Raw genomic sequence first — 20,615 nt, 5'->3', positions numbered from 1 at the left:
TGCGCCCCCAGGGGCACCATCGTGCGACCAGTGCGCGCACCGGAGCGGCGCCAGGCATGAAATCATGGGCGGGCCGGGCCAACCGGCGTGCTGCCGCCTCGGGTTGGCGCAGCAGAGGCACAACAGGCCACGGCCTTCATGGGGGAGGAACGATGGCGGACAGCTTCGGACCGATGCGTCACCAGGGTGCCGACGACGGCATCGGCATCGGCACGGACGCGGGCGCCCCACGCAAGGAGCCCATCCGGGTGCTTGTGGTGGATGACCACGCCCTTTTCCGCCGCGGCCTGGAGATCGTCCTCGCCGCCGAAGAGGACATCCAGGTCGTGGGTGAGGCGGGCGACGGCGCCGAGGCGGTGGACAAGGCCGCCGACCTGCTGCCCGACATCGTGCTCATGGACGTACGCATGCCCAAGCGCGGCGGCATCGAGGCGTGCACCTCCATCAAGGAGGTGGCGCCCAGCGCCAAGATCATCATGCTGACGATCAGCGACGAGGAGGCCGACCTCTACGACGCGATCAAGGCCGGCGCCACCGGATATCTCCTCAAGGAGATCTCCACGGACGAGGTGGCCACCGCGATTCGCGCGGTGGCCGACGGCCAGTCGCAGATCAGCCCCTCGATGGCCTCCAAGCTGCTCACGGAGTTCAAGTCGATGATCCAGCGCACCGACGAGCGCAGGCTGGTGCCCGCGCCCCGGCTGACGGATCGCGAGCTGGAAGTGCTGAAGCTGGTCGCCACCGGGATGAACAACCGCGATATCGCCAAGGAGTTGTTCATCTCCGAGAACACCGTGAAGAACCACGTGCGCAACATCCTGGAGAAGCTCCAGCTGCATTCCCGGATGGAAGCCGTGGTCTACGCGATGCGGGAGAAGATCCTGGAGATCAGGTAAGGGCGCGCACCAGGGCGGCCGTCAGCTCCGGGCGGTTCACCCGCTCCACCCGTACGGAGTCGCAGCCGACCCAGGACGCCGCCTCCATCAGCGCCCGGGCCATCGGCTCGACCGCCTTCGGGGTGTCGAGCGTGACCTGCTTGGCCACCAGCGTGGCGCCCTCGCGCGCGGGGTCGACCCGGCCGAGGAGCCGGCCGCCGGCGAGCAGCGGCATCGCGAAATAGCCGTGTATCCGCTTCGGCTTGGGCACGTACGCCTCCAGGCGGTGGGTGAAGCCGAAGATCCGCTCCGTGCGCGCCCGCTCCCAGATCAGGGAGTCGAACGGGGACAACAGCGTCGTGCGGTGCCGGCCGCGCGGCGTCGTCTCCAGGGCCTTCGGGTCCGCCCAGGCGGGCTTGTCCCAGCCCTGGACCGTCACCGGCACCAGGCCCGAGTCCGCGACCACCGCGTCGAACTGCTCGCCCTTGAGGCGGTGGTAGTCGGCGATGTCCGCGCGCGTGCCGACGCCCAGCGCCTCACCGGCCAGGCGCACCAGGCGGCGCAGGCACTCCGCGTCGCTCAGGTCGTCGTGGAGCAGCACGTCCGGGATGGCGCGCTCCGCCAGGTCGTACACCCGCTTCCAGGAGCGGCGCTCGGTGCAGACCACCTCGCCGTACATCAGCGCGCGCTCTACGGCGATCTTCGACTCGGACCAGTCCCACCACTCGCCCTTGTTCTTCGCGCCGCCCAACTCCGTGGCCGTGAGCGGGCCTTCGGCGCGCAGCTGCTTGATGACCTGGTCGTACGCGCCGTCGGGCAGGTCGTGGTGCCAGTGCGGGCGGGAGCGGTAGGCGCGGCGGCGGAAGGCGAAGTGCGGCCACTCCTCGACGGGCAGGATGCACGCGGCGTGCGACCAGTATTCAAAGGCGTGGGTCTCGGTCCAGTACGCGGCCTCGACGGTGTCGCGGCCCACCGCGCCCAGGCGTGCGTACGGAATGAGTTCGTGCGAGCGGGCCAGCACCGAGATGGTGTCGAGCTGGACCGCGCCGAGGTGCCGCAGGACGCCCCGCACACCGGATCTGCGGTCCGGAGCGCCGAGGAAACCCTGGGCCCGCAGCGCGATGCGGCGGGCCTCGTCGGCGGAGAGTTCGATGGCGGGGCGCGGCAGGCTCGTCATGGTCGAAACGATAGGTGGCGGCACTGACAGCGGGGGCGCAATCGCCTTGGCCTCAGGGCCGCGCGGGCAGGTACGGCAGCGGTGACTCCATGCCGATATCGGAGGGCAACAGGGCGCCCACCCAGCAGTCACGGAGGGTGCCCTTGTTCAGCAGGCCCGCGCGGTGCACGCCCTCCACCCTGAAGCCGGCCTTCTCCGCGACCGCCCGGGAGCCCGTGTTGCCGACCTCCGCGCGCCACTCCAGGCGGGTGCAGCGCAGGTCCGTGAACGCCCAGCGGGCGAGGCCGAGCACGGTCTCCGTCATATAGCCGCGGCCCCTCTGCTCCTTGGCCGTCCAGTAACCGACCTCCCAGGTGCCCGAGCGCGGGTGGTGCAGGCTGGCGGCGGCGACCAGGGGGCCGCCGCCGCGCAGACGTACGGCGAAGGTGTACTCGGAGTCGGCCTGCCACTGACTCGGCACGACGCGCGCAATGAAGGTCTCGGCGTCCACGCGCGCGTACGGCGAGGGAATCGAGGTCCAGCGCTGGATGTCGGGGTCCTGACAGGCCTCGTGGACCTCGTCGATGTCCTCGGCCGCGAAGACGCGCAGGCACAGGCGTTCGGTGGTGAGTGTGACGGGCTCCATCAAGCGATGATGCGGGGGCGCTGTTCCGGGGGCCAGTGTTTTTACCGGCCCGTCGCGACCACCTCAAGCGCACGACCCGGCACCTTCGGCGCCCCTCGCCCGTTGACCTCATGGCAGACCTCCCGGCGCAGCCGGGTCCTCGCATACGATGGCCGTTGCCCGACGAGTACAACCGACCATGCCAGGCCCGACCGGCAAGGAGACCAACCCCCGTGTCCGTCCTCTCAAAGATCATGCGTGCAGGCGAAGGCAAGATCCTGCGCAAGCTGCACCGCATCGCGGACCAGGTCAACTCCATCGAAGAGGACTTCGTCAGCCTCTCCGACGCCGAGCTGCGCGCACTGACCCAGGAGTACAAGGAGCGTTACGCCGACGGCGAGACGCTCGACGACCTCCTCCCCGAGGCCTTCGCGACGGTCCGTGAGGCCGCCAAGCGCGTCCTGGGCCAGCGCCACTACGACGTCCAGATGATGGGCGGCGCCGCGCTGCACATGGGCTATGTCGCCGAGATGAAGACCGGTGAGGGCAAGACCCTCGTCGGCACCCTGCCCGCGTATCTGAACGCCCTCTCCGGCAAGGGCGTCCACCTGATCACGGTCAACGACTACCTGGCCGAGCGCGACTCCGAGATGATGGGCCGCGTCCACAAGTTCCTGGGCCTGAGCGTCGGCTGCATCCTGGCCAACATGACGCCGGCCCAGCGCCGCGAGCAGTACAACTGCGACATCACGTACGGCACGAACAACGAGTTCGGCTTCGACTACCTCCGCGACAACATGGCGTGGTCGCAGGACGAGCTCGTGCAGCGCGGCCACAACTTCGCGATCGTCGACGAGGTCGACTCGATCCTCGTCGACGAGGCCCGTACGCCGCTGATCATCTCCGGCCCCGCCGACCAGGCCACCAAGTGGTACGGCGACTTCGCCAAGCTGGTCACCCGCCTCACCAAGGGTGAGCCCGGCAACCCCCTCAAGGGCATCGAGGAGACCGGCGACTACGAGGTCGACGAGAAGAAGCGCACCGTCGCCATCCATGAGTCCGGCGTGAGCAAGGTCGAGGACTGGCTCGGCATCGACAACCTCTACGAGTCGGTGAACACGCCCCTCGTGGGCTACCTCAACAACGCCATCAAGGCCAAGGAACTCTTCAAGAAGGACAAGGACTACGTCGTCATCGACGGCGAAGTCATGATCGTCGACGAGCACACCGGCCGTATCCTCGCCGGCCGCCGCTACAACGAGGGCATGCACCAGGCGATCGAGGCGAAGGAAGGGGTGGACATCAAGGACGAGAACCAGACCCTGGCGACCATCACCCTCCAGAACTTCTTCCGCCTCTACAAGCGCGACGGCTACGACAGTGGCCTCTCCGGCATGACCGGTACGGCCATGACCGAGGCCGCCGAGTTCCACCAGATCTACAAGCTGGGCGTCGTGCCGATCCCGACGAACCGGCCGATGGTCCGCGTCGACCAGTCCGACCTGATCTACCGCACCGAGGTCGCGAAGTTCGCCGCCGTCGTCGACGACATCGCGGAGAAGCACGAGAAGGGGCAGCCGATCCTGGTCGGCACGACTTCCGTGGAGAAGTCCGAGTACCTCTCGCAGCAGCTCTCCAAGCGCGGCATCCAGCACGAGGTGCTCAACGCCAAGCAGCACGACCGTGAGGCGACCATCGTCGCCCAGGCCGGCCGCAAGGGCGCCGTGACGGTGGCCACGAACATGGCCGGTCGTGGTACGGACATCAAGCTCGGCGGCAACCCCGACGACCTCGCCGAGGCGGAGCTGCGCCAGCGCGGTCTCGACCCCGTCGAGCACGTCGAGGAGTGGGCCGCCGCGCTGCCCGCCGCCCTGGAGAAGGCCGAGCGGGCCGTCAAGGAGGAGTTCGAGGAGGTCAAGGCCCTCGGTGGTCTGTACGTCCTCGGCACCGAGCGGCACGAGTCGCGCCGTATCGACAACCAGCTGCGCGGTCGCTCCGGCCGTCAGGGCGACCCGGGCGAGTCCCGCTTCTACCTGTCGCTCGGCGACGACCTGATGCGGCTCTTCAAGGCGCAGATGGTCGAGCGCGTCATGTCGATGGCCAACGTCCCCGACGACGTGCCGATCGAGAACAAGATGGTGACGCGTGCCATCGCCTCCGCCCAGTCGCAGGTGGAGCAGCAGAACTTCGAGACCCGTAAGAACGTCCTCAAGTACGACGAGGTCCTCAACCGGCAGCGCGAGGTCATCTACGGAGAGCGTCGCCGGGTCCTGGAGGGCGAGGATCTGCACGAGCAGATCGCGCACTTCATGGACGACACCATCGACGCGTACATCGCCGCCGAGACCGCCGAGGGCTTCGCCGAGGAGTGGGACCTGGACCGGCTGTGGGGCGCCTTCAAGCAGCTCTACCCCGTCAAGGTCACCATCGAGGAGCTGGAGGACGCGGCGGGCGACCGCGCGGGTCTGACCGCCGAGTTCATCTCCGAGTCCATCAAGGACGACATCCACGAGCAGTACGCGACGCGTGAGGAGCAGCTCGGCTCCGAGATCATGCGTGAGCTGGAGCGGCGGGTCGTCCTGTCGGTGCTCGACCGCAAGTGGCGTGAGCACCTCTACGAGATGGACTACCTCCAGGAGGGCATCGGCCTCCGTGCCATGGCGCAGAAGGACCCGCTGGTCGAGTACCAGCGCGAGGGCTTCGACATGTTCAACGCCATGATGGACGGCATCAAGGAGGAGTCCGTCGGCTACCTGTTCAACCTGGAGGTCCAGGTCGAGCAGCAGGTCGAGGAGGTCCCGGTCGAGGACGCGGCGGCCACCTCGCTCGCCAAGGGCGGCGTGCAGGACGCGGTTCCGGCGGGTGCGGGTGCCGGGTCGCGGCCCGAGATCCGGGCCAAGGGGCTTGAGGCTCCGCAGCGGCCCGACCGGCTGCACTTCCAGGCGCCGAACGCCGAGGGCGGCGTCGACGAGGGTGACTTCACCACGGATGGTTCGGGTGTGCGATCCGAGGCGGACGGCATGACTCGGGCGGAGCGGCGCAAGGCCCAGAAGGGTGGGCGGCGTCGCAAGAAGTAGTTGCGCAGCGCAGCGCGGCGTGGCGGGGCGTTAGGTGTCTCGTGACGTAGGTGGAGGGGCCGGGATTGCTTCCGGCCCCTTTCGCTTGGGTCGGTGCGGTGCGGTGCGGTGCGCGGTCGGGCGCGGTTTGTCAGTGCCTTTTGGGGTCTGTTTCCACCGCCGTGCAGCGCCACTTCCTGTCCGCCCCCAGGGCGAGGCGGAACGCCAGCGCGCGCAGCCTCGGGCCCGTCGCCACGCGGGCGAAGACCTCGTACGCCTCGGGGTGCGGCTGGTAGTGGCCGATGCGGTGGATCGTGGGGCGGTGGCCGCCCGTGCGGAGCGGGCTGAGCTCCGCCAGGCGGGCCAGGTCGTCGTACGCCGTGTTGGCGATGTGGCGGGCCGCCCAGTGCAGGGGGCGTTGGCCGCTGAGGACGAGCAGGAGGCGTTCCGCGAAGACCTCTGTGGGGTGCGGGGGTGGTTGGGCCGGGACCGTCAGTGGGCGGCGGTCCGTGGGGCGGCGTGAGTCCCTGCGGGTCGGTGGGCGGCCCGCGGGTGGGCGGGACGCGGTCGGACGTGGGCGGGGCCTGGTCATCACCTTGCGCATGTGGTGCCTCCTTCGTCGCCTGTGGCGCCGGTTGGTACCGATGAGTAACTTCGTGTTGGGGATCTTGTACGGGGGTGGGGGGTCGGTGCGCAAGGGGTGGAGGACCGGCCGGGGGTGGGGGTCCGGGTTCACCTATCAGGGGGGTGGAGGCCCTTGGGGCGTGGTGTTTCCGGGGGTGTGCCGGGTGAATCCGTGGACGGGGGTGGACGGCTCCGCGGGTGGTGGGGGGACCTCGATCGGGGACTCCCGCACGTATCCTGAAGGTCTTCTACGGCCACGAAGGTCCGTCTCGGCGGACGCGAGCGAAAGCGGTCCCGTATATGCGCGTCTACGTTCCTCTGACCCTGCCCCGGCTCGCTGAGGCGTACAAGGCGGGGGAGGTGGGGCCCGGGCCGCTGGTCGCTTACGCCGTGACCCCCGCTCTGCGGGAGTGGTACGTCTCGGACGACATCGAGGAGCTGGAGTACGCGGCGTTGAACCGGGCGGCGGCGGCGTCGCTGCGGTTGGTGGCGGGGGATCCGTCGGCGGCGCGGCGGCGGGTCGTGCTTGCGGCGGATGTGCCGGATGGGGCGGCTGTGGCGGATCCTGACCGGGGGCTCGATCGAGGGGCGCTCGGGGAGGTGCGGGTTGCCGGGGGGCTGTCCCTGGGGAAGGTGGCGGCGGTGCATGTGGACTCGGGGGACGCGGAGGGGGATGTGGGCGCGGCTGCGGCGGCGTTGGGGGCGGCGGATATGGGGGACGAGGATGCGCGGTTCGTGGTGGACGGGGCGGAGGATCATGAGCTGCTGTGGTTTGCGACGCAGGAGATTCCTGGGTTGATCGGCTGAGGGGGGCTCGCGCGGTGGGTGCGTCTTGGGTGTCCCGGGGTGCGCCTGGGGTCGTCTTGGGGGCGGGGCCGCGGGGGTAGGTCCGTGCTCGCCATCTTGGTGCGGGGCCTTTGTTGCTTCGGGGCCCTGGTGACCACCACTGTGCTCCGCGCGCACCTACCCCCACGTCCCCTCCGGCGCGTGGGCGACTGCGGGCCGTCGTCAGCTGTGCGCCTCCAGGTTTCCGGCCGACGTCCCCTCGCGTGCGCTCGCGGGTGCGGGGGGTGGGCCCTCTGCGTTGGCTCTGTTGTCGGTGGGGGCGGGTACGTTTTGGGGATGGGGAAAACGGGGCGCGGGGCGCACATCGTCTGGGACTGGAATGGGACCCTCCTGCATGACATTCATGCGGTGATCGAGGCCACGAACGCCTCCTTCGCGGAGATCGGGCTCGAGTCGATCACTCTGGAGCGGTACCGCGAGCTGTACTGCGTGCCGATCCCGCGGTTCTACGAGCGGCTCATGGGGCGGCTGCCGAGTGACACGGAGTGGCGGCTCATGGATGCCGTCTTCCACAAGCACTACTGGGCGCGGGCCGAGGCCTGCGGGCTCGCCGAAGGGGCCGCGCGGCTGCTCGCCGAGCGGCGGGCCGACGGGCGTACGCAGTCGTTGCTGTCGCTGGCTCCGCACGAGCACCTCGTGCCGATCGTGCGGCGGCACGGGATCCACGAGCACTTCGTGCGGATCGACGGGCGGACCGACGACTCGCACGCCGGCAAGGCCGAGCGGATGGTGCGGCACCTGGCCGCGCTGGAGGGTGTCGCCGCCGCCGTCGAGCGGGTCGTCGTGATCGGGGACGCCGTCGACGACGCGGTCGCCGCCGCGCACGTGGGCGCGCGGGCCGTCCTCTACACCGGCGGCTCGCACAGCCGGGCGAGCCTGGAGAGCGCCGGGGTGCCCGTCGTGGACAGCCTGGAGGAGGCCGTGGCCGAGGCGGAGCGGCTCGCCGCCTGAGGTGCGGGGGTTGCCGGATTCGCGTTCACCCTCCGCGCCGTTCTGCGTACGCTGAGGTGTGATCCTCGGCGGATGAGCTGTGCCGGACGACGTGACGGGGGCGGTAGCGCGATGGGTTTCGGCTTCGGGCAGCGGCGGGGCGGGCAACTCCCCGCCGAGTTGACCTCGTTCGTCGGACGGGCGGACGAACTGGCGCAGGTACGGGCGGCGTTCGAGTACGCGCGGCTCGTCACGCTGGTCGGGCCGGGAGGTGTCGGCAAGAGCCGCACCGCGCTGAGGGCCGCCGCGGGGCTGGGGGAAAGGTTTCCCGACGGCGTGTGGCTCGCCGAGCTGTCGGCGCTGCGGGACCCCGAGCTGATACCCGCCACGCTCGCCGCCGTCCTCGAACTGCCCGAGCAGTCCGGGATGGCGCCGCTCGACGCGGTCGTGGCGCACCTCCAGGGGCGGCGGCTGCTCATCGTGCTGGACACGTGCGAGCACCTGGTCGACGCCTGCGCGATGCTCTCGGACATCCTGTTGCGCGAGGCCGCCGACGTGAGTGTGCTCGCCACCAGCCGGCAGCCGTTGGACGTGCCCGGGGAGCACTGCTGCCCCGTCTCGCCGCTGGCGCCCGGCGACGCGGTCGAGCTGTTCGCGCAGCGCGCCGCCGGTGTGGTGCCCGGCTTCGCGGTGCACGACGGGAACCGCGAGCAGCTGTTCGCGCTGGCCCACCGGCTCGACTGCATACCGCTGGCGCTGGAGCTCGCCGCGGTGCGGCTGCGGGCCGTGTCGACGGAGGAGCTCGTGGCGCGGCTCGACGACCGTTTCCAGGTGCTGACCGGAGGGCGGCGCACCGCTCTCTCGCGGCACCAGACCCTGCGTACGGCCATCGACTGGTCGCATGAGCTGTGCACTCCGGAGGAGCAGCTGTTGTGGGCGCGGCTGTCCGTGTTCGCCGGGTCCTTCGAGCTGAGCGCCGCCGAACAGGTCTGTGGAGGTGGGCAGTTGCCCGTCGCGGAGGTGCTGGGGCAGCTCATCGGACTCGTCGACAAGTCCGTGGTGCAGCGGATCGGCGAGTCGGGCAGCCGCTACCGGCTGCTCGACACGCTCAGGGAGTACGGGGCCGAGCGGCTAGGCGTGGTCGAGGCGGACGGCGGCGCGGCGCTGCGGGCGCGGCACTTCGCGTACTACCGCGATCTCGGGCGGCGTTTCGAGGAGGGGTTCCTCGGCGCCGGACAGGCGGAGCTGCACCGCACGGTCCGGGCGGAGATCGCCGACCTGCGGGCCGCTCTGGAGTACGCGTACGAGACCGACGGACGGGCGGCGCAGGGGCTGCGGCTCGCGGCCCGGCTGTGGCCGCACTGGCGGGCCTCCGGGGCGCTCTCCGAGGGCGGGTACTGGATCGACAAGGGGCTCGCCCGCGTCCCCGAGGACTGCTCGGCGCGGGCGTGGGGGCTGCTCGGGACCGGTGTCTTCGCGGTGTGGACGGCGGATCTGGCGACGGCCGTCGAGCAGATGGAGCTGGCGCGGGTGTCCGCGGTGGCGGCCGGCGACGAGGAGGTGGCGCAGTTCGCCGAGGGGTACGCCGACGGTCTGGCCGCGCTGTGCGGGGACGAGGAGGGGCTGGCCCGGCTCGCGGACGTGCGGCGGCGGATGCAGGAGAGCGACAACCTCCTCGGCCTGGTGGTGATGGGCTACGAAGCGGCCCTGCTGCGGGCCGTGCTCGGCGACACCGAGGGCGCGCTGGAGCTGTGCGCGCAGGGCCTCGGCCTGCTGGAGGGCACGGGCGAGCGGCAGCTCTACGGCTCCACGCTCATGGCGCAGGGCCTCGTGCGGTGGCTCGCGGGCGACCGGGAGGGCGGCGTCGCGTCGCTGTGCGGGGCCCTGGAGGCGGCCGGCGAGGTCGACGAGATCCTGGTCGCAGCGATGTGCTGCCACGGCCTCGCCTGGGCGGCGGCGCAGGCCGGGCGGCAGGTGCGGGCCGCCTGGCTGCTCGGGTACGCGGAGAACGCGCGGCGGCTCGGCGGCGACCCCATCGCCATGCTGCCCTCGCTCCTGGAGCACCAGGAGGCGGTGCGCGAGGCCGTGCGGGACGCGCTGGGCGGCAAGCAGTTCGACCGGTGGCACGCGGTGGGGGCACGGCTGTCCGGCCGCCAGGTCCTGCACGCGGTGCGCGCCGACGCGGACGTTCCCGGCAGGCCGCCGGCCCAGCGGTCCGGGCGGCGGGCGGCCGGTGACGTACTGACCCGGCGGGAGCGGGAGGTGGCCGCCCTGGTCGGCCAGGGCCTGTCCAACCGGGAGATCGCGGAGCGCCTGGTCATCTCGAAGCGGACCGCGGACGCGCATGTCGAGCACATCCTGGCGAAGCTGGGCGTGGGCTCCCGTACGGAGATCGCGAGCGCCACGGAGGACCGGGGGAGCGGCGTGGCGGGATAGCGGCGCAGGGGCGTGGCGGTGTCCGCGTCCCCGGAGGAGCGGCGCCTGCCCTCGCCGACAAGGGCAGGCGCCGCGTCGGCCGCTTCGCCGGGGCCGCGGGGGCGGGCCGGATGCCTTGCCATGACAGCCGTGGGGGAGATGACCAGGCACTGCCGGGCACCCTGGCGCCCGTTCCCGCATCCTCGGACCAGGCGGCGCACGGAAGAGACTGCCCTTCGCGCCCCCCTCCCGGCATCGGTATCCCCGAGGATCGGCATACCGATGTGGGACGGATACGCGCAGCTCCGTATACCTAACGGATGATCAGCCTCCGCTACCCGGGCCGCCACGGGACCTTCCGCTACCGGCCCCTCACGTCACGGGTGCCTTCGCCCTCAGCACGGTCAGGAACTCCCGCATCCAGCCCGAGTGATCCGTCCACGCGCGGGCCGAGACCAGCGTGCCGTCGACCACCACCTCCGCGTCCTGGAAGGTCGCGCCCGCCGCCTGCATGTCCATCTCCAGGGCCGGGTACGCCGTGACGCGGCGGCCGCTCAGGCCGTCGATCGCGGCGGTGAGGAGCGGGCCGTGGCAGATCTGGGCCACCGGCTTGTCCGCGTCGAAGAAGGACTTGAGGATCTTGCGGAGCTCCGGGTCGTTGCGCAGATACTCCGGGGCCCGGCCGCCCGGGATCACCAGGGCGGCGTACTGGCCGGGTTCCACTTCGGCGAAGGCGAGGTCCGCGGGCCAGGTGTAGCCCGGCTTCTCCGTGTACGTGTCGAAGCCCGGTTCGAAGTCGTGCACCACGAACCGCAGCGTCTTGCGGGCCGGGGCGGCGATGTGGACGTCGTATCCTTCCTCGCGCAGGCGCTGGTAGGGGTAGAGGACCTCCAGCGACTCCGCCGCGTCGCCGGTCACTATCAGGATCTTGGCTGCCATCGGTGCTCGCTTCCCGAGTCCGTCACGCATGTCCGTCGTCCGTCACGCATGTCCGTTGTCCGTCCCGCTCAACGTGCATCCCCGCGTCCGGTTTGCCAAGAGGGCCGACAGCAGGGCCGCGCCCCGGACGCACTGTGCAGACTGTCCAGGTTCTGCCCCCGCTTTTGTACACATACGGCTCATGACGGTTCCCGGGCGCGGAGCGATAGCCTTGACCCGTGATCAGCGCGATAGCCCGCGGAGGCATAGGTGCCTCCGCCCTGCGCCCGGGGAACACGGAGGACATCCGTGCCCGGGCCCTCGCTGACGCTTCTTCGCGGTGCGGCCGACCGGCCCGGGCAAGCCATCTGTCAGTGGAAGCGCTGAAAATGGCGGAAAGCCGACCGCTCTTCCCGCACCGCGGCATAACGTCGACTCCGGCAGGAGACCCCGTGCCGCGGCGTTACGTCACATCACTTCCTTCTACGTCACGCAACGGCGCGCGACAGGAGTCAGAGGACAATGCAGACCAAGCTGGACGAAGCCAAGACCGAGCTGCTCGCGCGGGCCGCCCGGGTAGCTGAGAACAGCCCGGTCGGGGGGCGCCTACCGAGTGGTGCACCGACCGGGACGACGAGCGAGGCCACGCCGGACCAGGCCACGGCACTCGCGTTCCTCCAGCGCTACTACCTGCACACCGCCCCCGAGGACCTGGCCGACCGCGACCCGGTCGACGTCTTCGGCGCCGCCTTCTCCCACTACCGGCTCGCCGAGAACCGCCCCCAGGGGACGGCGAACGTACGGGTCCACACCCCGACGGTCGAGGAGAACGGCTGGACGTGCAGTCACTCCGTCGTCGAGGTGGTCACCGACGACATGCCCTTCCTCGTCGACTCCGTCACCAACGAGCTCTCCCGCCAGGGCCGCGGCATCCACGTGGTGATCCACCCCCAGGTGGTCGTACGCCGTGACGTGACCGGCAAGCTCCTGGAGGTCCTGCCCACGGAGCCGGTCAGCGAGCGCCCGCACGACGCGCTCGTCGAGTCGTGGATCCACGTCGAGATGGACCGCGAGACCGACCGCGCCGACCTGAAGCAGATCACCGCCGATCTGCTCCGGATCCTCTCCGACGTACGCGAGACGGTCGAGGACTGGGAGAAGATGCGCGACGCCGCGCTGCGCATCGCCGACGAGCTGCCCTCCGAGCCCACCGCCGACGACCTGCGCGACCAGGAGGTGGAGGAGGCCCGCGAGCTGCTGCGCTGGCTCGCCGACAACCACTTCACCTTCCTGGGCTTCCGCGAGTACAACCTCACCGAGGACGACTCCCTCGCCGCCGTCCCCGGCACCGGCCTCGGCATCCTGCGCGCCGACCCGCACCACGGCGACGACCACCACCCGGTCAGCCCCTCCTTCAACCGGCTGCCCGCCGACGCGCGCGCCAAGGCCCGCGAGCACAAGCTGCTCGTCCTGACCAAGGCCAACAGCCGCGCGACCGTGCACCGCCCCAGCTACCTCGACTACGTCGGCGTGAAGAAGTTCGACGCCGAGGGCAACGTCGTGGGTGAGCGGCGCTTCCTCGGGCTCTTCTCGTCCGCCGCGTACACCGAGTCCGTGCGGCGCGTGCCGGTCATCCGCCGCAAGGTGGAGGAGGTGCTCAAGGGCGCCGGGTTCTCGGCCAACAGCCACGACGGGCGCGACCTGCTCCAGATCCTGGAGACCTACCCGCGCGACGAGCTGTTCCAGACGCCCGCCGACGAGCTGCGGGCCATCGTCACGAGTGTCCTCTACCTCCAGGAGCGGCGCCGGCTGCGGCTCTACCTGCGCAAGGACGAGTACGGGCGCTACTACTCCGCGCTCGTCTACCTGCCGCGCGACCGCTACACCACCGGCGTCCGGCTGCGGATCATCGACATCCTCAAGGAAGAGCTGAACGGCGCCAGCGTCGACTTCACCGCCTGGAACACCGAGTCGATCCTCTCCCGCATCCACTTCGTGGTGCGCGTTCCCAAGGGCGGCGAGGTCCCCGACCTCTCCGACACCGACGTCGAGCGCATCGAGGCGCGGCTCGTCGACGCCGCCCGCTCCTGGGCCGACGGCTTCGCCGAGGCGCTGACCGCCGAGTGCGGCGAGGAGCGCGCCGCCGAACTCCTGCGCCGGTACGGGACCGCCTTCCCCGAGGGGTACAAGGCCGACCACACGCCGCGCGCCGCCGTCGCCGACCTCCAGCACCTGGAGCAGCTCAGCCAGGGCGACAAGGACTTCGCGCTCTCCCTGTACGAGCCGGTGGGCGCCGCCCCCGGTGAGCGCCGCTTCAAGATCTACCGCTCGGGCGAGCAGGTCTCCCTCTCCGCGGTGCTTCCCGTCCTCCAGCGGCTCGGCGTCGAGGTCACCGACGAGCGTCCGTACGAGCTGCGCTGCTCGGACCGTACGCACGCGTGGATCTACGACTTCGGGCTGCGCATGCCCAAGTCCCCGAACGGCAGCGGCGACTACCTCGCCGACGACGGCCGCGAGCGCTTCCAGGAGGCCTTCGCCGCCGCCTGGACCGGCGCCGCCGAGGTCGACGGCTTCAACTCGCTGGTGCTGCGCGCGGGCCTCAACTGGCGCCAGGCGATGGTCCTGCGGGCCTACGCCAAGTACCTGCGCCAGGCGGGTGCCACCTTCAGCCAGGACTACATGGAGGACACCCTCCGCAACAACGTCCACACCACCCGGCTGCTCGTCTCGCTCTTCGAGGCGCGCATGTCGCCGGACCACCAGCGCGCCGGCACCGAGCTGACCGACGGCCTCCTGGAGGAGTTGGACGGCGCGCTCGACCAGGTCGCGTCGCTGGACGAGGACCGCATCCTGCGGTCGTTCCTCACCGTCATCAAGGCGACCCTGCGGACGAACTTCTTCCAGAAGACGGAGAGCGGCCGGCCGCACACCTACGTCTCCATGAAGTTCGACCCGCAGGCCATCCCCGACCTGCCCGCGCCCCGCCCCGCGTACGAGATCTGGGTGTACTCGCCCCGCGTCGAGGGCGTCCACCTGCGCTTCGGCAAGGTCGCGCGCGGCGGTCTGCGCTGGTCCGACCGGCGCGAGGACTTCCGTACCGAGATCCTCGGCCTGGTCAAGGCGCAGATGGTGAAGAACACCGTCATCGTGCCCGTCGGTGCCAAGGGCGGCTTCGTCGCCAAGCAGCTGCCCGACCCGTCGGTGGACCGCGACGCGTGGCTGGCGGAGGGCGTCGCCTGCTACAAGACGTTCATCTCCGCCCTCCTCGACATCACCGACAACCTGGTCGCCGGTGAGGTCGTGCCGCCCGTGGACGTGGTGCGCCACGACGAGGACGACACCTACCTCGTCGTCGCCGCCGACAAGGGCACGGCGACGTTCTCGGACATCGCCAACAAGGTCGCCGAGGACTACGACTTCTGGCTCGGCGACGCGTTCGCCTCCGGCGGCTCCGCCGGGTACGACCACAAGGGCATGGGCATCACCGCCCGCGGCGCCTGGGAGTCCGTCAAGCGGCACTTCCGTGAGCTGGGCTGCGACACCCAGTCCGAGGACTTCACGGTCGTCGGCGTCGGTGACATGAGCGGTGACGTCTTCGGCAACGGCATGCTGCTCAGTGAGCACATCCGGCTGGTCGCCGCATTCGATCACCGGCACATCTTCATCGACCCGAAGCCGGACGCCGCGACCTCCTACGCCGAGCGCCGCCGCCTCTTCGAGCTGCCGCGCTCCTCGTGGGCCGACTACGACAAGAAGCTCCTCTCCAACGGCGGCGGGATCTTCCCCCGCTCCGCCAAGGCGATCCAGCTCAACGCCCACATCCGCGGGGCCCTCGGCATCGAGACCGGCGTCGCCAAGATGACCCCGGCCGACCTGATGCGGGCCATCCTCCAGGCCCCCGTGGACCTGCTGTGGAACGGCGGCATCGGTACGTACGTGAAGTCGTCCGCCGAGTCGAACGCCGACGTCGGCGACAAGGCGAACGACTCGATCCGCGTCAACGGCTCCGACCTGCGCGTGAAGGTCGTCGGCGAGGGCGGCAACCTCGGCCTGACCCAGCTGGGACGCATCGAGTTCGCGCGCGCCGGCGGCCGCATCAACACCGACGCCATCGACAACAGCGCGGGCGTGGACACCTCCGACCACGAGGTGAACATCAAGATCCTGCTCAACGCGGTCGTCACCGACGGCGACATGACCGTCAAGCAGCGCAACAAGCTGCTCGCCGAGATGACCGACGAGGTCGGGCAGCTCGTGCTGCGCAACAACTACGCGCAGAACACCGCCCTGGGCAACGCGGTGGCCCAGTCGCCGTCCCTGCTCCACGCCCACCAGCGCTTCATGCGCCGCCTCGGCAAGCAGGGCCACCTCGACCGGAGCCTGGAGTTCCTGCCCAACGACCGGCAGATCCGCGAGCTGCTCAACGCCGGGCGTGGCCTGTCCCAGCCCGAGCTTGCCGTCCTCCTCGCCTACACGAAGATCACGGCCGCCGACGAGCTGATCCAGACGACGCTGCCCGACGACCCGTACCTGCGGCGCCTGCTGCACGCGTACTTCCCGAAGGCGCTGCGCGAGAGGTTCCCCGACCAGGTCGACGGGCACGCGCTGCGCCGGGAGATCATCACCACCGTCCTGGTCAACGACACGGTGAACGCCGGTGGTTCGACCTTCCTGCACCGGCTGCGGGAGGAGACGGGCGCCTCGCTGGAGGAGATCGTGCGGGCCCAGCTGGCCGCGCGGGAGATCTTCGGGCTCAGCGAGGTCTGGGACGCCGTCGAAGCGCTCGACAATGTCGTCGCCGCCGACGTCCAGACCCGCGTACGGCTGCACTCGCGCCGTCTCGTCGAGCGCGGCGCGCGTTGGCTGCTCAACAACCGGCCGCAGCCGCTCCAGCTCGCCGAGACCATCGCCTTCTTCGGCGAGGGCGTCGCCCAGGTCTGGGACGAGCTGCCGAACCTGCTGCGCGGCTCGGACCTGGAGTGGTACCAGGGCATCCGCGACGAGCTGACGGCCGCGGGCGTCCCCGACGAACTCGCGCAGCGCGTCGCCGGGTTCTCGTCCGCCTTCCCGACGCTCGACATCGTCGCCGTCGCCGACCGGGTGGGCAAGGATCCGATGGCCGTCTCCGAGGTCTACTACGACCTCGCCGACCGGCTGCGCATCACCCAGCTCATGGACCGCATCATCGAACTGCCGCGGGCCGACCGCTGGCAGTCCATGGCGCGCGCCTCCATCCGCGAGGACCTGTACGCGGCGCACGCCGCGCTGACGGCGGACGTCCTCGCCGCCGGGAACGGCGCGGCCACGCCCGAGGAGCGCTTCAAGGCGTGGGAGGAGAAGAACGCGCCGATCCTGAGCCGGGCGCGGGCGACGCTGGAGGAGATCCAGAGTTCGGACGCGTTCGACCTGGCGAACCTGTCGGTGGCGATGCGGACGATGCGGACTCTGCTGCGTACGCATTCATAGGGGCGTTCATAGGCGTCTTCGGCGGTACGTGAAAGGGGGGCGCCCCGGGCCTTGCGGCTCGGGGCGCCCCCCTTCTGCCTGTGCGGAGTCGGCGGAGTCAGTCGCTGATCTTCCAGAGGGTGACCTTGCCGGTGACCGTGGGGACGTCTGAGTCGTACTTGCCCGGGGTCATGCCGTTGATCTCGTACATGGCGAGGTTGCCGTCCCGGGTGACCGTGCACAGGCGCGTGCCCTTGGTGACGAGGCCGCGCTCGCCGAAGTCGTCGGCGCCGACCTGGGCGGGCAGCGCGTCGGTCTCGGCGCCCGCCCTGCACTGCTCCGCGGTCGTCCCCGCGCTCTTGCCCACCGTGGACTCGAACTCCCACAGGGAGTCCCTGATGATCATGTCCCGCAGGTCGGAGTCCATGGTGGCCCCGGTGTCCGCCTTGGGCTCGTCGAGGTCGACGTACGTCGTGTCGAGTGAGCCGGGCGTGCGGACGGTGAACGGCTTGTCCTTGAAGAGCACGGTGTAGGACGCCTCGGCGGGCGGCGGTGGCGCGGCGCTTCCGGTGGGGTCGCCCGTCGGGTCCACGGGGTCCTTCTGGGTGGGGTCCTCGTGGGGGTCCGCCGACGCCGAGGTCTGCTTGTCGTGGTTCTTCTTGCCTTCGTCGTCGCCGCCCTTGTCGTTCTTGTTCACCACCCACACCGCGGCGGCCGCGCCCGCGCCGACCGCGATGACCAGGGCGGCGGCGATCAGGACGAGGCGGGCGCGGCCGCGGGGCTTGGGGGCGGGGGCCGTGGGCTGCGGGGCCAGGTCGAACGTGTGGGGGCCGGTCTGCGGGGGCTGGGTGCCGGGGGCCTGCGGGTAGCCGTAGCCGGTGGCCGGCGGGGGCGGGGCCGTGGGGGGCGCGGCCGGGGCCTGCGGGGGTGTCGGCGGCGGCGGATTCTGGGCCCACTGCTCGCGACGGGCGATCTCGGCGGTGAGGGGCTGCGGGAGCCAGCCGTCGAACTGGGCCAGGGGCCGTCCCGCCGCACGCTCGCACCACTCGGCCAGCTCGGCCGCCCCGATCCGGTCCGCCGGGTCCGCGGCCAGGCAGCGCTCCACAAGGGTGCGCAACTCTTCGTCGTACGAGGCGAGTTGCGGCGGCCGGTGAGCCGTGTTCGCGATCTGCGCGGCGATGGTGATGGCGCCGCCGTCGCCGTAGGGGTGGCGTCCGGTGGCCGCGACGGCCGCGATCAGGCCGAGCGAGAAGACGTCGGTGGCCGGGCCGACCTGCTCCCCGAGCGCGTGCTCGGGCGACATGTACTGCGGGGTGCCGATCAGGCCGCCGGACTGGGTGAGCTGGGTGGCGTCGGCCGCGCGGGCGATGCCGAAGTCGATGACGTACGGACCTCCGGAGCCCAGCAGGATGTTGCTGGGCTTGAGGTCGCGGTGGATGACGCCCGCGGCGTGGATCGCGGTCAGGGCGCGGGCCGCGCAGCCGATCAGCTGGAAGACGGCGGGCAGGGGCAGCGGGCCGTACGCGGCGAGGGCGTCGTGCAGGGGGATGCCGGGGATGAACGCGGAGGCGAGCCACGGGAGTTCGCCGGAGGTGTCGTGGTCCACGACCGGGACCAGGTGGTAGCCCTGGACGCGCCGGGCCGCCTGGACCTCCTGCTCGAAGCGGCGGCGGAAGTCGGCGTCCTGGCCGTACTCGCGGCGGATCACCTTGAGCGCGACGGGCTGGCCGCCGCGGGTGCGGGAGAGGTAGACGGTGCCCATGCCGCCCTCGCCGATCCTGGCGAGGAGGCTGTAGCCCGCGGCCTCTCTCGGGTCCTGGGGCCCCAGGGGGCTGAGGATTTCGGTGCTGCTCATGGTGGTTGGGAGCCTCCCCCGGTGGATGCGCGACGCCTGCGGCGCGTGAAGCGTTCAGAGCTTACGACACGCTTATGCCGGGGGAAGTTCCGTGATCCGGAGTTCATGTGTCGCGGCATCAACTATTGGAAAATAAAGGCTTGTTGAGCCAACCAAGGCCTGCCGAGCACAGAAGGCCTGTCGAGTACAGCGGGTTCCGGGCACGTCCGTCAGCGTCATTTCCCCCCCACTGGAGGAAACCTCATGCGTCGTCGAATCGCCGCCCTTGCCGTGGGCGCCGCTTCCCTCACCCTCGGGCTGGGGGTCACCGCCGCCCCGGCGGCCGCCGTGCCGGCCGACAAGGCGCAGGTGCTCAGCCGCTGGACCCAGACCGACGTGGCCAGTTACCAGGCCTGGGTCTCGGCCGACGCGAACCGGGGCGCCTGGAGCGCGTACGGGTTCAACTGGACCACCGACTACTGCTCCACCTCGCCCGACAACCCCCTCGGCTTCCCCTTCAAGACCTCCTGCGCCCGGCACGACTTCGGCTACCGCAACTACAAGGAAGCGGGCACCTTCAGCGCCAACAAGGCGCGGCTCGACAGCGCCTTTTACGCGGACCTGAAGAGGGTGTGCGCGCGGTACAGCGGCACGACGAAGGCCACGTGCGACGGGACGGCGTGGACGTACTACCAGGCCGTCGACAAGCTCGGCTGACCCGGTGCGCGGGCCCCGCGTCTCACGTCTCGCGGCGTACGCGGCGTGACCACTCCTCGTCCCGCACCGTCAGCGGCGCCGTGGGCGGCAGGGCGCGGACCGTCTCCGCCTCCGCCAATGCCACGCCCCCGCCCGGCGGCCGGGCCGACGCCGCCTCGATGCGCCGCACGTCCTCGGCCACGGGCGCCGGGAGCCATCCGGTGAAGTCGCGCAGGGGGCGCGGGGTCACCGCCTCGGCCTCGCAGAGGCGGGCCGTCTCGGCGGCCGTCGGGCGGTCCTCGGGGCGCGGCGCCAGGCAGTGGGCGGCGATGGTGCGCAGCGGTTCGGGCACGTCGTCGAGGACCGGGGGCTCGCGGTCCGTGCCCGCGATGCGCGCGGCGATGGCCAGGCCGTTGCCCCGGCCGTAGGGGTGGTGGCCGCAGGCGGCCTCGGCGATGATCAGGCCCAGGGTGAACACGTCGGAGGCGGGCGTGACCTCGTGGCCCAGCGCGTGTTCGGGCGACATGTGGCGGGGCGTGCCGACGAGGCGGCCGACGGTGGTGAGCGTGGCGGCGCCCGCGGCCCGCGCGATGCCGAAGTCGAGCAGCCAGGGCCCGTCGGAGGCCAGCAGGATGTTGCCCGGCTTCACGTCGCGGTGGATGACGCCCGCGGTGTGCACGGCGTCCAGGGCGTACGCCGTGCAGGCGGCGAGCCGCAGCGCGGTGGGGACGGGCAGCGGGCCGTGGTCCCTGAGGGCGTCGTCGAGCGGGAGGCCGGGGACGTAGCGGGTGGCGAGCCAGGGGAGCTCCGCCTCGGCGTCGTGGTCGACGACGGGGATGAGGTGGTAGCCGTAGACGCGGCGGGCCGTGGCCACCTCGCGGGCGAAGCGCGCGCGGAAGGCGGGGCCCTGCGGTTCTCGGGTGTACTCGGCGCGGATCAGCTTCAGCGCGACGGGCTGGCCGCCGCGGGTGCGGGAGAGGTAGACGGTGCCCATGCCGCCCTGGCCGATCCGCGCGAGCAGTGGATACCCGGACACGTCCCGCGGGTCGTCGTCCCGCAGCGGCTTCGGAACCGCGAGTGGCCTCGGAACCGCGCCCCGCATGTGCCGCCCCCCTCTGCCCCCTGGCCTGCCCCCCTGGCCCGGCCGGTGTGATGGGCGAGCGTATCGCGCGGTGGCGCGGTCGCGCCGCCGGGC

The 20,615-nt window shown here is 71.2% G+C and carries 13 protein-coding genes; 7 read left to right on the top strand and 6 right to left on the bottom strand.

What is annotated here, in order from left to right; all coding sequences use genetic code 11:
- Nucleotides 1–152: 152 nt before the first annotated feature.
- Nucleotides 153–896, top strand: a complete 744-nt coding sequence (locus KKZ08_RS15185) for a response regulator transcription factor (protein WP_223774957.1) — start codon at nucleotides 153–155, stop codon at nucleotides 894–896.
- Here the strand turns inward: KKZ08_RS15185 and KKZ08_RS15180 are convergent.
- A complete protein-coding gene (locus KKZ08_RS15180) occupies nucleotides 889–2,052 on the bottom strand; it encodes a crosslink repair DNA glycosylase YcaQ family protein (protein WP_223774956.1) in 1,164 nt (387 codons plus the stop codon). The two genes, KKZ08_RS15185 and KKZ08_RS15180, sit on opposite strands and share 8 nt — an antisense overlap.
- A gap of 52 nt (nucleotides 2,053–2,104) precedes the next feature.
- Complete coding sequence (locus tag KKZ08_RS15175; protein WP_223774955.1) at nucleotides 2,105–2,677, bottom strand: GNAT family N-acetyltransferase; 573 nt, start codon at nucleotides 2,675–2,677, stop codon at nucleotides 2,105–2,107.
- Between the two features lie 212 nt (nucleotides 2,678–2,889).
- On the opposite strand from KKZ08_RS15175, the gene secA reads away from it, so the two are divergent.
- Nucleotides 2,890–5,733, top strand: a complete 2,844-nt coding sequence (secA, locus tag KKZ08_RS15170; RefSeq protein WP_223774954.1) for a preprotein translocase subunit SecA — start codon at nucleotides 2,890–2,892, stop codon at nucleotides 5,731–5,733.
- 130 nt (nucleotides 5,734–5,863) lie between these two features.
- On the opposite strand, the gene KKZ08_RS15165 is transcribed toward secA, so the two are convergent.
- Nucleotides 5,864–6,316 (bottom strand): Rv3235 family protein, encoded by a 453-nt coding sequence (locus tag KKZ08_RS15165; RefSeq protein WP_223774953.1) that lies wholly within the window; start codon nucleotides 6,314–6,316, stop codon nucleotides 5,864–5,866.
- 320 nt (nucleotides 6,317–6,636) lie between these two features.
- Here KKZ08_RS15165 and KKZ08_RS15160 point away from each other — a divergent pair, with 320 nt between their 5' ends.
- From KKZ08_RS15160 to KKZ08_RS15150, 3 genes are all read left to right on the top strand, one after another.
- Nucleotides 6,637–7,143, top strand: a complete 507-nt coding sequence (locus KKZ08_RS15160; protein ID WP_223774952.1) for a hypothetical protein — start codon at nucleotides 6,637–6,639, stop codon at nucleotides 7,141–7,143.
- 315 nt (nucleotides 7,144–7,458) lie between these two features.
- Nucleotides 7,459–8,133 carry an HAD family hydrolase gene (locus KKZ08_RS15155; protein WP_223774951.1) on the top strand — a complete coding sequence of 225 codons (675 nt, stop codon included), beginning with the start codon at nucleotides 7,459–7,461 and terminating at the stop codon, nucleotides 8,131–8,133.
- Between the two features lie 111 nt (nucleotides 8,134–8,244).
- A complete protein-coding gene (locus KKZ08_RS15150) occupies nucleotides 8,245–10,548 on the top strand; it encodes a LuxR C-terminal-related transcriptional regulator (RefSeq protein ID WP_223774950.1) in 2,304 nt (767 codons plus the stop codon).
- A gap of 351 nt (nucleotides 10,549–10,899) precedes the next feature.
- On the opposite strand, the gene KKZ08_RS15145 is transcribed toward KKZ08_RS15150, so the two are convergent.
- Nucleotides 10,900–11,466 carry a DJ-1/PfpI family protein gene (locus KKZ08_RS15145; protein WP_223774949.1) on the bottom strand — a complete coding sequence of 189 codons (567 nt, stop codon included), beginning with the start codon at nucleotides 11,464–11,466 and terminating at the stop codon, nucleotides 10,900–10,902.
- Nucleotides 11,467–11,967: 501 nt separating this feature from the next.
- On the opposite strand from KKZ08_RS15145, the gene KKZ08_RS15140 reads away from it, so the two are divergent.
- On the top strand, nucleotides 11,968–16,911 hold the full coding sequence (locus KKZ08_RS15140) for an NAD-glutamate dehydrogenase (RefSeq protein WP_223774948.1): 4,944 nt from the start codon (nucleotides 11,968–11,970) through the stop codon (nucleotides 16,909–16,911).
- A 97-nt stretch (nucleotides 16,912–17,008) separates the two neighbouring features.
- Here KKZ08_RS15140 and KKZ08_RS15135 read toward each other — a convergent pair whose 3' ends face one another.
- The gene (locus KKZ08_RS15135; protein ID WP_223774947.1) at nucleotides 17,009–18,745 is read right to left on the bottom strand and encodes a serine/threonine-protein kinase; all 1,737 of its coding nucleotides are present in this window, start codon (nucleotides 18,743–18,745) and stop codon (nucleotides 17,009–17,011) included.
- 243 nt (nucleotides 18,746–18,988) lie between these two features.
- On the opposite strand from KKZ08_RS15135, the gene KKZ08_RS15130 reads away from it, so the two are divergent.
- Nucleotides 18,989–19,441 (top strand): phospholipase, encoded by a 453-nt coding sequence (locus tag KKZ08_RS15130; RefSeq protein WP_223774946.1) that lies wholly within the window; start codon nucleotides 18,989–18,991, stop codon nucleotides 19,439–19,441.
- 22 nt (nucleotides 19,442–19,463) lie between these two features.
- On the opposite strand, the gene KKZ08_RS15125 is transcribed toward KKZ08_RS15130, so the two are convergent.
- Entirely contained in the window at nucleotides 19,464–20,522 is a 1,059-nt protein-coding gene (locus KKZ08_RS15125; protein WP_223774945.1) for a serine/threonine-protein kinase, read from the bottom strand.
- Nucleotides 20,523–20,615 lie beyond the last annotated feature (93 nt).

This window comes from Streptomyces sp. 135, from assembly GCF_020026305.1.
GTDB lineage: Bacteria > Actinomycetota > Actinomycetes > Streptomycetales > Streptomycetaceae > Streptomyces.
This window is presented reverse-complemented; position numbering and strand designations above follow the sequence as displayed.

Bases quoted from the DNA above. Each gene is read 5' to 3' on its own strand.
- KKZ08_RS15185 (WP_223774957.1), top strand. From the start codon at position 153: ATGGCGGACAGCTTCGGACCGATGCGTCACCAGGGTGCCGACGACGGC.
- KKZ08_RS15180 (WP_223774956.1), bottom strand. From the start codon at position 2,052: ATGACGAGCCTGCCGCGCCCCGCCATCGAACTCTCCGCCGACGAGGCC.
- KKZ08_RS15175 (WP_223774955.1), bottom strand. From the start codon at position 2,677: ATGGAGCCCGTCACACTCACCACCGAACGCCTGTGCCTGCGCGTCTTC.
- KKZ08_RS15165 (WP_223774953.1), bottom strand. From the start codon at position 6,316: ATGCGCAAGGTGATGACCAGGCCCCGCCCACGTCCGACCGCGTCCCGC.
- KKZ08_RS15160 (WP_223774952.1), top strand. From the start codon at position 6,637: ATGCGCGTCTACGTTCCTCTGACCCTGCCCCGGCTCGCTGAGGCGTAC.
- KKZ08_RS15155 (WP_223774951.1), top strand. From the start codon at position 7,459: ATGGGGAAAACGGGGCGCGGGGCGCACATCGTCTGGGACTGGAATGGG.
- KKZ08_RS15150 (WP_223774950.1), top strand. From the start codon at position 8,245: ATGGGTTTCGGCTTCGGGCAGCGGCGGGGCGGGCAACTCCCCGCCGAG.
- KKZ08_RS15145 (WP_223774949.1), bottom strand. From the start codon at position 11,466: ATGGCAGCCAAGATCCTGATAGTGACCGGCGACGCGGCGGAGTCGCTG.
- KKZ08_RS15140 (WP_223774948.1), top strand. From the start codon at position 11,968: ATGCAGACCAAGCTGGACGAAGCCAAGACCGAGCTGCTCGCGCGGGCC.
- KKZ08_RS15135 (WP_223774947.1), bottom strand. From the start codon at position 18,745: ATGAGCAGCACCGAAATCCTCAGCCCCCTGGGGCCCCAGGACCCGAGA.
- KKZ08_RS15130 (WP_223774946.1), top strand. From the start codon at position 18,989: ATGCGTCGTCGAATCGCCGCCCTTGCCGTGGGCGCCGCTTCCCTCACC.
- KKZ08_RS15125 (WP_223774945.1), bottom strand. From the start codon at position 20,522: ATGCGGGGCGCGGTTCCGAGGCCACTCGCGGTTCCGAAGCCGCTGCGG.